This window comes from Janthinobacterium sp. P210006 (genome assembly GCF_036231885.1).
GTDB lineage: Bacteria > Pseudomonadota > Gammaproteobacteria > Burkholderiales > Burkholderiaceae_D > Janthinobacterium > Janthinobacterium violaceinigrum.
Genome location: NZ_JAZARD010000001.1, coordinates 1847344 through 1859618, shown reverse-complemented (window position 1 = coordinate 1859618; position 12275 = coordinate 1847344). Strand labels below are relative to the sequence as shown.

Here is a 12275-nt window from a genome sequence, read left to right as displayed (position 1 = left end):
GCGCTGATCTATGGCAACATGGCAGCGCCGTTTTGACCGCAGGCGGCGCAACCGACGAATGCCAGGAAATGGAATGAAGCCAAAAGCGCTGCTCATCGCCAATATTGAAGCGTTCTTGCTGGAGCCGCTGACGGCAGCGGGCTTCAAGTTCTCGCCAGGCCAGCTGGCCTTCAAGCGCCCACGGCACGAATTCGTCCAGGCCATCCATTTCCAGGCCAACCGCCATAACGAAGAGCATGTCTGCGTGGAATTCTGGAGCCGCTATCAGGTTTCATCCCGATCCTACGCTTCGTGGCACAAGGCGCGTTACGGTCACGAACCGGCCAACCACATCGTCGGCGGCACGGCGGACTGGAATATGGGGAACTGGCAATTCGCGGGCATCGCAGGCAAGCAGGACGCACATCACCAGCTCGTCGATCCTGCCCATCGGGCGACAGTCATGCATTGCCTGCGGCACAATCTGCACACATTGGCCCTGCCCTGGCTTGAGCGCCTTTCCAATTGGGAAAATGCCGCCTTGACCCTGCTCGAAGCGCAAGACGCGCATGCCAGGGCCTGCGATTTTTATCTGATGGCGGGGCAGCAAGAAAAGGCCCTGTGGGCACTGAACGAGGGCCTTGCCTACTGGAAGAAAAATCCCGGCGCCTCTTTTCCAGAGGAAAAAGAAGCAATCGCTTTACGGATGGAGAAATATTTCAATGCCTGAACACGCTACGCCATGACCGAGATTACTTGCCCCTACGACGGCGACTGCGGGCGCCGCTTCGACAGCAGCACCATGGATGCCCCCGATGCTGCGTTTTTAAACACGGCCATCGGCAAGAAAATGACGTTCCTGTTCCTGCACTGTCCCGCATGCTCAAGGATGTTCCAGTTCAATCCGGTCGCCTGGACGGCGCACGCTAGCGAGACGGCCGCGCTCAGGGCCGCCAGGGTCGCGCAGAAAAGCAGCAAGCAGCTGGAAAAATTGCTGGCCAGGGAACAAGTGACCGTGCCCCAGGCCTATCTCGCGCACCTCCGCAGCGTCAAGTCACGTCCCGGCGTGGCGATTTTCAAGGATGAAGAGCCCTTCACCCTGTACAGTCTGGACGCGTTGTGCCAGGACGTGGACGTGGATGGAACCCGGTATCGGGCAGTCAGGCAGCTGGCTGGCTTTGCCCAGGCCCTGGGGCAAGCGGCGGGAAGCGGGTCGAAGCAGGCAGCCCCGTTCAGTCTTGCCGAGCTGGCGGCTTGTCTGGCCATCGGCGAGGAAAACACGCGCATCCTGTTCATCGACAGCCGCGACAACGATGCATTGTGGATCTATCACTGCGATGGCGGCGATGTCGAACCGACGCGGCTCACCCTGACCTCGCTGATCGGGCCTGGCGTATGCTGAAAGGCGCAATACGCCGCAGATTCTGCGGCCGGCCCCCATTCCAGCAAACAATATTGGAAATGTAAGTATTTTTTAGGTAGCCGTCCATAGACACTGGTTCCCCACAGCAATCCATGGCACCATGGATGCGCCGTTTTGCCTGCAACGCGGCCTCCCACCGGACCATCAAGGAACATTACATGTCGTCATATCGCACCTTCGCCGGCAGCATGCTGCTCGGCCTGGCCGCAGCGGGCCTCGCCCATGCACAGGCACCCGCCCCTGCCGCCGCCAATACCGATCCCCACCTGTGGCTGGAAGAAGTCCTCGGCGACAAGCCGCTGGCCTGGGTCAAGCAGCACAATGCCGTCACCGTCAAGGAACTGGAAGGCCAGCCCGGCTTTTCGGCCCTGCAGGCGCGCCTGAAAACCATCCTCAATTCCAAGGAACGCATTCCCTACGTCAGCAAGGAAGGCGAGTTCTACTACAATTTCTGGCGCGACGCCCAGCACGTGCGCGGCATCTGGCGCCGCACCACCCTGGCGCAGTACCAGCTGGCCGAGCCAAGCTGGGAAACCGTGATCGACCTCGACCAGCTGGCGGCCGGCGAGAATGAAAACTGGGTCTGGGGCGGCGCCTCCTGCCTGTATCCGAAGGGCGAACGCTGCCTCATTTCCCTGTCGCGCGGCGGCGGCGACGCCAAGGTCGTGCGCGAATACGACGTGACCAAACGCGCCTTTGTCGACGGCGGCTTTACCCTGCCCGAAGCGAAGGGCAGCGCCAGCTGGATCGACCAGGACACCCTGTTCGTCTCCACCGATTTCGGCCCCGGCTCGATGACCAGCTCCGGCTACCCGCGCATCATCAAACAGTGGCAGCGCGGCACGCCGCTGGCGCAGGCGGCAACGCTGTATGAAGCCAGGGCCGACGACCTGAGCGCGGGCGCCTACAAGGATTTCACGCCCGGCCACGAACACCAGTTCATCGAGCGGCAAATCGATTTCTACAGCGGCGAAACCTTCCTGCGCGATGGCGCCAGCCTGAAGAAAGTGCCGAAGCCGGACGATGCCACCGTATTTACCGTGCGCGATCAATTGATCATCACCTTGCGCTCGGACTGGAAAGTGAACGGCAAGACCTATCTGCAAGGCTCGCTGCTGGCCACGGATTTCAAGGCCTTCATGCAGGGCAAGCAGGACCTGGAAGTGCTGTACGCGCCCACGGCCACGTCGTCGCTGGACAATGTGACGGCGACGAAATCGGCCATCCTCGTGACCACCCTGGACAAGGTCAAGAACCGCCTGACGGAACTGCGCCACGTGAACGGCAAGTGGCAGCGCCGCGCCGTCGATGCGCCCAAGCTGGGGACCCTGGCCGTCACCGCGCTCGACCCCGTCGACTCGGACCAGTACTTCCTGACGGTGACCGACTTCCTCAACCCGACCACCTTGTACCTGGCCACGGCGCAGAGCGACAAGCGGACAAAGATCAAGTCGCTGCCCGCCTACTACGACGCGGCGCCGTACAAGGTGGAGCAGTTCGAATCGACGTCGAAGGATGGCACGAAGGTGCCGTATTTCGCCATCATGGGCAAGAAGACGAAGTTCGATGGCAGCAATCCCACCGTGCTGTACGGCTATGGCGGCTTCGAAGTGTCGCTGAAACCCAGCTACAGCGGCACCACGGGCGTGGCGTGGCTGGAAAAGGGCGGCGTGTACGTGCTGGCGAATATCCGCGGCGGCGGCGAATTCGGCCCCCGCTGGCACCAGGCGGCGCTGAAGGAAAACCGCCAGCGCGCGTATGACGATTTCATCTCCGTGGCGCAGGATCTGATCAAGCGCAAGGTCACCAGTCCGCGTCACCTGGGCATCATGGGCGGCAGCAATGGCGGCCTGCTGACGGGCGCCGTGCTGGTGCAGCGACCCGACCTGTTCAATGCCGTCGTCAGCCAGGTACCGCTGCTCGACATGCGCCGCTATAACAAGCTGCTGGCGGGCGCTTCGTGGATGGGAGAATACGGCGACCCGGACGTGCCGGAACAATGGGCTTACATCAGCAAGTACTCGCCATACCAGAACGTCTTCAAGGATAAAAAGTATCCGCGCGTGCTGTTTACCACTTCGACGCGCGACGACCGGGTCCACCCTGGCCATGCGCGCAAGATGGTGGCCAAGATGGAAGAGCAAGGACACGACGTGCTGTACTGGGAAAACACGGAAGGCGGCCATGCGGGCGCCGCCAACAACGACCAGCAGGCGCTGATGTGGGCGCTGACCTACACCTTCCTGCTGGAGCAGCTGAAGTAAAACGGGCCTGACGGCCCCTGCAAGCGAGAACGCCTGCACCGGACTCCGGCGCAGGCGTTCTGCTTTTGGCGTTACTTTATCTGCGCGCTGGGGCGCTCGGCAATCCGGTCGCGGTAAGCCTGCAAATGCGCCAGTCCCTCCGCGCCGGGACGGTATTTCATCAGGCCGCGGGCAAATTCCAGCGCGCAGAAGGCCGTGATGTCGGCAATCGTAAACCGTTCGCCCGCGACGTAGGGCTGGTGCGCCAGCACCTGGTCCAGCCATTGCGCAGTCTCGCGCATCTTGCCCGCCTGCGCCAGGGCGAAGTCGGGAAACTGGGGGTTTTCCAGCGCCACCAGGGCCGGATGGCCATGGCGCACCCAGTTGGCGGCGCCGCTGAACAAATGCAGTTCCACGCGGCGGTCGGCCATTTCGATGAAGGCGCGCTCCTCGAAACCCTCGCCCATCAGGTTAGGCTGCGGCTGCAAGCCTTCCAGGTAGGTGCAGATGGCGCGCGTCTCGGTCAGCACGCGTCCGTCCGCCAGTTCCAGCACGGGCACGCGGCCCAGCGGGTTCTTCGTCAGGAAGGCGGGGTCGCGGTGCTGGCCCGCCATCAGGTCGAGCGCCACTTCCTCGATGCCGGTGATGCCCTTTTCGGCGATGAACATGGTGACGCGGCGCGGATTGGGCGTGCGGGGGCTGATATACAGTTTCATGTGCATGGGTCTCGTCTCGTTTATGGGGTGGACAATCAGCTGCGGGACTGGCCTGCGGCAGGACAGCCAGGCGCCCATCATACCAGCGCACCGCCATGGTGCGGCGTCCATGGCGCGTTGACTTTGCCCCCGTTTCCACTTAGATTGCTGTACGGGAACGCTGGCCTACAGCTCCAGCGATGTCCCGCTACCGCCATGACGCTCGCAGCCTACCCGGCTGGCGGGCGTTTTATCCATGAACCAAGGGCATACCATGCATCGCACACCGACTCCGCGTTTCCGCCGCAGCCAACTGGCCGCCGCCGTCCTGGCACTGACTGCCGTCGCCGCCTTCAACACGGGCCACGCCGCGCCCGCCGCCAAATACGCCTCGGCCAGCCACGCCGCCAGCACCACCACGCAGCTGCCGCGCGGCGTCACGCCCTTGCACTACATCCTGTCGATCACGCCGGACGCCGCCGCCTCCACCTTCAAGGGCGAGGCCGCCATCAAGATCGCCGTCGACACGCCGACCGCCAGCATCACCTTCAATGCCTTGAACCTGGCGTTTGCCGCCGCCGCGATCGAAGGCGCGGGCGGCAGCAAGCAGGTGGCGCGCAAGATCGATTTCGATGCGGACAAGCAGACGGCCACCGTGCATTTCGCGCAGCCCGTGGCCAAGGGCGAGTACCTGCTGCGCATCGACTACAGCGGCAAGATCGGCACGCAGGCCACGGGCCTGTTCTCGCTCGACTACGACACGCCCGAAGGCCACCAGCGCGCGCTGTACACGCAATTCGAAAACTCGGATGCGCGCAGCATGCTGCCGTCATGGGATGAACCTGACTACAAGGCCACGTTCGCGCTGGACGTGGTCGTGCCGAGCAACCAGATGGCCGTCGGCAACATGCCCATCGTCCGCAGCGAAGAGCTGGGCAACGGCAAGAAGCATGTGTATTTCGCCACCACGCCGCGCATGTCGACCTACCTGCTGTTCTTCGGCCTGGGCGACTTCGAACGGGCGACAAAGATGGCCGACGGCACGGAGATCGGCGTCATCACCAAGCGCGGCGCGCTGGCGCAAAGCCGCTTCGCGCTCGATGAATCGGCCGCCCTGCTGCGCGAATACAACGATTACTTCGGCGTGCGCTATCCGCTGCCCAAGCTCGACAACATCGCCGCGCCGGGCCGCAGCCAGTTCTTCGGCGCCATGGAAAACTGGGGCGCCGTGTTCACCTTCGAATACGGCCTGCTGCTCGACCCGGCCATCTCGACCCAGTCGGACAAGGAAAACATCTACACCACCTTGTCGCATGAAATGGCGCACCAGTGGTTCGGCGACCTGGTCACCATGCGCTGGTGGGACGACCTGTGGCTCAACGAAGGCTTTGCATCGTGGATGGAAAGCCGCACCACGGAACGCCTGCACCCCGAATGGAACACGACCCTGTCCAAGGTGGGCGGACGCGAATCGGCCATGAGCCAGGATGCGCTGCGCACCACGCATCCGGTGGTGCAGCGCATCGCCACCGTGGAACAGGCCAGCCAGGCCTTCGACGGCATCACCTACCAGAAGGGCAAGGCCGTGATCAGCATGCTCGAAGCGTACGTGGGTGCCGACACCTGGCGCACGGCCGTGCGCAGCTACATGCGCAAGCATGCATATGGCAATACGGTGTCCGACGACCTGTGGCGCGAAGTCGATGCGGCCGCGGGCAAGCCCGTCAGCGCCATCGCCCACGATTTCACCCTGCAGCCGGGCGTGCCCATGATCACGGTGAGCGACGCCGTGTGCCGCAAAGGCACTACGCGCGTGACCCTGACGCAAACGGAATTTTCCAAGGACCAGCCGGACAAGACACCGCTGTCGTGGAAAGTGCCCGTGATCGCTTCGACGGTCGGCAGCGGCAAGCAGGCCCGCGTGCTGGTCAGGAATGGCAAGGCCACCTTGAACGTGCCCGGTTGCGGCGCCCTGCTGGTGAACGCGGGCCAGAGCGGCTACTACCGCACCCTGTACGCGCCGGCCGGCACGCGCGCGCTGGCGGGCAGCTTCGCGCACCTGGCGCCCATCGATCAGCTGGGCCTGCTGGCAGACAGCCAGTCGCTGGGCATGGCGGGCTTGCAGGACCCTGCCGCTTTCCTGGAACTGGTGAAGGCAACGCCCCTGTCGGCCGACCCGCAAGTGCTGGGCCGCGTGGCCGCCTCGCTGAACGGCCTGTATGAACAATATGCGGGCGATAGCGCGGAAAGCAAAGCGCGCCAGCAGGCCTTCGGCCGCTTCGCCATGGCGCGCCTCGCGCCGATGATGGCGCAGACGGGCTGGGAAGCGCGCGCGGGCGAAGCATCGAGCGTGGCGACCCTGCGCGGACGCCTGATTGCCATCCTTGGCGACATGGGCGAGCCGGGCGTGCTGCAGGAGGCGCGCCGCCGCTATGCGGCCAGCGAACAGGATCCGTCCGCCATGCCCGCGCCGCTGCGCCGCACCATCCTGGGCGTGGTGGCGCAACATGCGGACGCCACCACCTGGGAACAGCTGCACGCCAGGGCGCAGCAGGAAAAAACGCCGCTGGTCAAAAACCAGCTGTACGACCTGCTGGCCTCGACCGACGACGCGGTCCTGGCGCAGCGGGCGCTGGCGCTGGCGCTGACGGATGAACCGGGCGTGACCAACAGCCCGGCCATGATCTCGCGCGTGTCGCGCACGCATCCGGAACTGGCGTTCGACTTTGCGCTGGCCCACCTGGAGCAGGTCAATGCGCGCATCGATGCCAGTTCGCGCAGCCGCTACTTCCCGCGCCTGGCAGCAGGTTCCGCGCAGCCGGAGATGATCGCCAAGCTGGAAGCATATGCGCAGGCCAACCTGCCGGCCAGCGCGCGCGGCGACGCCGACAGTTCCGTGGCCGGCATCAAGTACCGCATCAAGGTGCGCACCGAGCGCCTGCCGGCCGTCGATGCTTGGCTGGCCAAGCAGACGGGCTGAGCGCCCGCGCCCGGCGCCGCAGCACGGCGGCGCCGGGCATTTTCCGGCCCTGCACGAAAATCCGGACAAAAAAAACCGGCTTCGCAAGTCGCGGCAGCCGGTTGAAACGCTGTTTCAGAGCGCAGGGATAAAACGGGAACACATGAAAAAGTGGAAATCGTGCCGGTCATTGAGGTGTCCGGCAACCTTGCGCCCGGGGTTTCCGTGCGCCATGTATCCACTATGCCAGTCCTTCCTTCAGGCAGGCTTAGGACTTCATTAAATCCCCGGCCGTTTCCCGATTTTTCCCGCCCTTGCCCTACCCTGCCCCGCTTTGCTTGCCAACGCGGCAATATTTCTGCCGCGCCGGCCTGTCTGGTGCCGATGGTTGAGCTCACCGGCTAAGCTGTTGAGTCATGCCTGCATCCTATCGCTCCCGGAGCGTAGTGATCTGCGCAACACATGCTGTGTGCCAACAAAAGCATCATAACAGCGGCATATGACGGGCTTATGACGTAGCGCTAAGGTGTGCTGCCCTCTTTTGCAGAACTCTTGATACCCGTCAACTCGATCTCCACGCGGCGGTTCGGCTGCAGACAGGCGATCAGGGCCGCGCGCGGCGCCACCTTGTCGCAGGCGGCGACGGGTTCGGCCTTGCCCTTGCCGTACGCGCTGATGACATTGGCGATGCCCTGTTCACGCAGCAACTGTTTCACCGTCAGGGCTCGCCGCTCGGACAGGGCCTGGTTATAGCTGTCCGAGCCCAGGCGGTCCGTATGCCCCGTCACGGACAGCGTATCGATCTGCACATAGCCCTGCTTCAGGCGCGCCGCCAGGTCGCGGATTTTCTCGACACCCTGCGGCAGCACGTCAGCCGCGCCCGCCTTGTCGAAGCGGAACAGGGCATCCATGTCGAGCGTGATGCGCTCATGCCCGATGCGCGGGGGCAGAGGCACCGGCGGTTCCGGCTCCCGCTTCGGCTGGTCGGCCGGGCACGCCGCTGCGGCGGACTGGGCGGCGGACTGCGCATCCTCGGCCAGCTGCACGTACGGATTTGCGTGGCGCCAGCCCTGCTGCTTGTATTCATTGCCCGCATGCACCAGTTCCACTTCGCCGCACGCCACCTTTTGCGCCGCGCAGGCAAAGCCCGGCGATGCGCGCAGCTTGCCGAAGCTGGCCCACAGGTCGTCGCGCAAACGCGTGGCGTCGTTCACCAGCGGCGTGGCGTCGCCGGGATTAGGCGTGCTGCCGTCTTCCAGCGCGGCAACGATCTTCGCCGATTCCTGCAAGGCTTGCAGGGGAAAGGCCGAGCGGTCGTTGCGCGTGTATTCGTGGAACGAGACGTCGAGCCAGCATTGCGCCTTGGACAGGTAATAGTCGCCCACGCGCACGCCGCCGTCGTTGAGCTTTTTGATGCGCTCCTGCAGCAGGCGGTAGGCTTGCTGGTCGGCAGAGACGGCCTGATCGCTGATGCGCAATTGCGGCATGGCCAGCGGCGCCGCCGGCAGGGTCGGCGTGACCGCCTGGGCCAGGCCCATGGCCAGCAGGCTGGCCAGCGGCAGCAATTTCATCATCGGTGTCATGGTCGGTGTCAACATTGGTGTGATTTTCGGAGTCATGGTAGCTTTCATGGCCGGGCCAGGGTACGGTTGATGGTGGCGTCTTTGCCTTTGAACAGGTTTTCATCGAACTTGAAGCGCAGGCGCAAATACGGGCCGCGCGCCGTGTAGTCGGCGCCCGTCAGGTCGCGGTCGGAAAAGCCCGACCAGTTGTGGCCGGCCGACAGCCACAGGTTTTGCGCCAGCAGATAACCGACTTCGACGCCATTGGCCCACTGGCGGCTGCCCCCTTGCGGGCTGCCCATCACGGCCGCCAGCACACCGATGTCCCAGTTCTTGCTGATGTCATACACGGTGCGCCCGGAAAACAGCCACGCCGTGTATTTCTCTTGCCCGGCGGGCAAGTTCTTGTCATTGTTGTGCTTGGCGGCGACCCTGCCCGTGAACCACCACGGACGGCTGGGGTGGTAGTCGAGGTGCGTGGAAACGATATGCGCGCGGTAGTTGTCGCCATCGATCTGCGACTGGTCGCGCACGGTCTTGTACTCGTAGCGGGCCAGGCCGTTAAAACGGTTGTCGTCCACGGGGCGCCACGCAAAGCCCAGTTGCGCCCGGTCCTGCAGCACATTGCCGACAGGCGCGCCGCTGGCGTCGTCGTTATTGCGCGTGTACAGCAAGTAATTGCGTGCAAGCAAAGTCCAGTCGCGGCTCAGCTTGCGCGCCCAGGCAATCGTATTGAGCCACTGATCCTGGCGCTGGTTGCCCGGCGCGATGTCGCTGTCGAACAGGCGCCGGTACTCGAGCTTGACGGAGCCCCGCCACAGGGGATTGACGGCATAGTCGAAGCCTGCCGCCACGGCCACGGCTTGCTGTTGCTGGCCGTTCATGACTTTCAGATATTCCACATTCGTGTTGGCCGCCAGCCCTTCGCCCAGGTTCCACGTGTTGCGCAAGCCGGACGCCAGCTGCAAGTCGCGCTGATTGCTGAGGCTGTAATCGATGGCGTCGCGCATGCGGTACTCGCCAAACACGGTGCCGCCCGGCATGTAGCCCGTATCGGCGCCGGCGACAAAGCTGGTGCTGCGGTCGGCCGGATTGAGCGAATACGCGGACGCCAGCCCCGTCTGGTTTTCATAGCGCGCGTACAGCCGGCTGCGTTCGGCCAGCTGGTATTGCGCGCCCAGGCCGTAGCGGTGCTGGTCCGCGTCGGCTATGCTTTTTTCCACGTCGCCATTCAGGATCCAGCGGTCCGTGGCCTTGTACTGCGCGCCCAGGCGCACGGTGGTGGCGTCCAGCGGCACCGTCGCGCCCGTCCCTGCGCCGGGATTGATGGGCGCAAACGTGGTGATGCTGCCGCCCGTGACAGGGTCGATGGCCGTGTTGGCCGTGCCGTTGCCGAAGAAGCCGCCCGTGGGATTCAAGCCCGTGCCCAGCGGCGAGGTATTCGGCGCGATGCCGGCCGTCGACGGCATGCCGCCGCTCTCCTTCATGTGCTGGATGGACACGTCGAGCAGCCAGCGCTCGCTGGCATTCCACGCCACGCCCAGGCGCTGCGCATCGCGGCGCGCGTCCGTGCTGCGCTCGTCGCTGCGGATGGCCTCGCCATACACGGTGATGGCGGGACTGAGCTTGTAGCCCGCCTTCACGCCCGCCTCGCCCCGCCCGCCCGTGATGCCGGCCGCCGTGTTGTTGAAATCCTTGTCGGAACGGTTCCAGAACGCTTTCGCTTCCAGCTTGTCATCCTTGTGCTGCAACTCGACCCGCGCCGCATTGCCGCTCACTTCATCGCGCAACTCGCCCGCCTGGCCCGACGGCGTCGTGTAGATATTGCCGCCCGCGCTGTAGCTGGTGGACGTGGTGCGCGCCACTTCCAGCACGAGCAGGCTGTGCTCGCCGAGGCGCAAGCCCGCGTTGGCACTATGCAATTTGTATGGCGACAAGGGATTCTTGTCTTCCACGGCCGAGCCGCCGAGCGAGATCATCTTGCCCAGCTGCACCTGCCCATCCACGCCCAGGGTCCAGAATTTCTCGCCGCCCTGGTCCACCTCGTAGCTGATGCGTATCGATTGCGGGTCGCCATTCGGCGTCAGCGCGGGGATCGCCTGCTTGAACAGGATGCGCCCGCTGAACGGCTCGAAGCTGTAATCCTCGAAACGGCGCAGCTGCGTGGCTTGCACGATATTGCCGTTCTGGTTCTTGTCGCGCACGACGATCTCGATCTTTTCCGAGTTTTCGATGGCGTTGTTGTTGCGCACGGCGAACGGTCCCGACGTGCCGTTCGCCCGGTATTCCTCGACCACCTGCTTCAGGCTATCGTTGATGGCAAACGCATTGGCGACGATGCCATCCTGTTCGTAATGGCCGCGCCCGCCCGTGGCCGTGCGGTTGTACTGGCCCAGTTTTCTCTGCTGCAAGTTCGCCACGGCGCCGCCGCCCGTCATCTGGCTGAAGCCGTCGCCCGTGGCAAAGTCGCCATACAGCACATAGCTTTTTTGCCGGTCGATGCGCACATATAAACGGTCGCTGGAGCGGGCGTCGAAATTGCGCACGGAACTGTCGCCGTAGACGGGATAAAACTCTTCCGGATTGACATCGCGCAAGAGGCGCGCGCGCGTGTCCTTGTCCGAATCGTAGGCGGCCGTCAGCAAGGCGTCGCCACGGATGGTGCCTTTCAAAAACATCGCTGCCCGACCCGCCACATTGGCCTTGCCATTGTTGAACGCCCGGCTCCAGCGCTGGATGTCGCGCTCGAAACCGTCATTGAAACGCGACGGTGCAATGGCATCGCTGGACAGGCTGCGCTTGCTGATGATGCCGTCGATCAAGCCCACGGCCAGCATGTCGCGCAATTCCGGCAGAAAACTGATCGTGCCCTGCGCCGCCACACTGCCGGCCGACACGCGCAGCAGCACGTCCTGCGGCGTGGCGGGGGCCAGCAGGCTGAAGACCGCTTCGCCATTCTCCACCGTCAGCTGCGTGCCGGGCGTGACCTTGTCGGCGTCGCGGCGCTCGGGGCCCAGCTCGTCCGTGCGGGCCCCGGGCAGCAGGATGCGCCCGCCGCTGGCCTCGATGGTCAATAACGCCGTGCCCGCCAAGGGCTTGCCCTGTTCATCAAAGAGGCTCACCGTCACCTTGACGGGGCTCTGGCCATCGGCCGGCACGCCGTTCCCGTCCGTCTCGACGGCAATGCGCGCCACGCCACGGTTGATGGCGTAATCGGTGGCGCCCACCTTGCCGGCAAGGAAGGATGGCGCCGCCACGGCGGAGCCTGACGCACTGTCCGGCAAGGGCAGTTGCGCCAGGCTGGCCGCCGGCAAGGCCAGCAGGGCCAGCGCGGCGGCCATGCGCCGGGGCGCGGGGAGAGTTCTCTTCATGGCTTGTTTCTCTTTGGCGGCATTGGCAAGCGGCAAGTAAGGT

General features: G+C 64.4%; 7 protein-coding genes. 4 read left to right on the top strand and 3 right to left on the bottom strand.

The features are described from left to right. The first annotated feature begins 73 nt into the window (after positions 1–73). From VPH41_RS08285 to VPH41_RS08275, 3 genes are all read left to right on the top strand, one after another. Positions 74–709: a hypothetical protein gene (locus tag VPH41_RS08285; RefSeq protein WP_328569558.1), complete on the top strand. Its 636-nt coding sequence runs from the start codon at positions 74–76 to the stop codon at positions 707–709. Positions 710–781: 72 nt separating this feature from the next. After that, positions 782–1381: a hypothetical protein gene (locus VPH41_RS08280; RefSeq protein WP_328569557.1), complete on the top strand. Its 600-nt coding sequence runs from the start codon at positions 782–784 to the stop codon at positions 1379–1381. Between the two features lie 179 nt (positions 1382–1560). Continuing rightward, positions 1561–3666: a prolyl oligopeptidase family serine peptidase gene (locus tag VPH41_RS08275; protein ID WP_328569556.1), complete on the top strand. Its 2106-nt coding sequence runs from the start codon at positions 1561–1563 to the stop codon at positions 3664–3666. A 71-nt stretch (positions 3667–3737) separates the two neighbouring features. Here the strand turns inward: VPH41_RS08275 and VPH41_RS08270 are convergent, their stop codons facing one another. Beyond that, the gene (locus VPH41_RS08270) at positions 3738–4361 is read right to left on the bottom strand and encodes a glutathione S-transferase family protein (protein ID WP_328569632.1); all 624 of its coding nucleotides are present in this window, start codon (positions 4359–4361) and stop codon (positions 3738–3740) included. A gap of 253 nt (positions 4362–4614) precedes the next feature. Between VPH41_RS08270 and VPH41_RS08265 the strand changes: the two genes are divergently transcribed. Then, positions 4615–7320, top strand: coding sequence for a M1 family metallopeptidase (locus VPH41_RS08265; RefSeq protein WP_328569555.1), 2706 nt, complete (start codon positions 4615–4617; stop codon positions 7318–7320). Positions 7321–7820: 500 nt separating this feature from the next. Here the strand turns inward: VPH41_RS08265 and VPH41_RS08260 are convergent, their stop codons facing one another. Both VPH41_RS08260 and VPH41_RS08255 read right to left on the bottom strand, forming a co-directional pair. Next, positions 7821–8918, bottom strand: a complete 1098-nt coding sequence (locus tag VPH41_RS08260; protein ID WP_328569554.1) for an OmpA family protein — start codon at positions 8916–8918, stop codon at positions 7821–7823. An 8-nt stretch (positions 8919–8926) separates the two neighbouring features. Next, entirely contained in the window at positions 8927–12232 is a 3306-nt protein-coding gene (locus VPH41_RS08255; RefSeq protein ID WP_328569553.1) for a hypothetical protein, read from the bottom strand. Between the last annotated feature and the right edge of the window lie 43 nt (positions 12233–12275).

Excerpts from the sequence above, each read along its gene's own strand:
- VPH41_RS08255 (WP_328569553.1), bottom strand. The coding sequence starts at position 12,232 with ATGAAGAGAACTCTCCCCGCGCCCCGGCGCATGGCCGCCGCGCTGGCC.
- VPH41_RS08265 (WP_328569555.1), top strand. The coding sequence starts at position 4,615 with ATGCATCGCACACCGACTCCGCGTTTCCGCCGCAGCCAACTGGCCGCC.
- VPH41_RS08270 (WP_328569632.1), bottom strand. The coding sequence starts at position 4,361 with ATGAAACTGTATATCAGCCCCCGCACGCCCAATCCGCGCCGCGTCACC.
- VPH41_RS08280 (WP_328569557.1), top strand. The coding sequence starts at position 782 with ATGGATGCCCCCGATGCTGCGTTTTTAAACACGGCCATCGGCAAGAAA.
- VPH41_RS08285 (WP_328569558.1), top strand. The coding sequence starts at position 74 with ATGAAGCCAAAAGCGCTGCTCATCGCCAATATTGAAGCGTTCTTGCTG.
- VPH41_RS08275 (WP_328569556.1), top strand. The coding sequence starts at position 1,561 with ATGTCGTCATATCGCACCTTCGCCGGCAGCATGCTGCTCGGCCTGGCC.
- VPH41_RS08260 (WP_328569554.1), bottom strand. The coding sequence starts at position 8,918 with ATGACTCCGAAAATCACACCAATGTTGACACCGACCATGACACCGATG.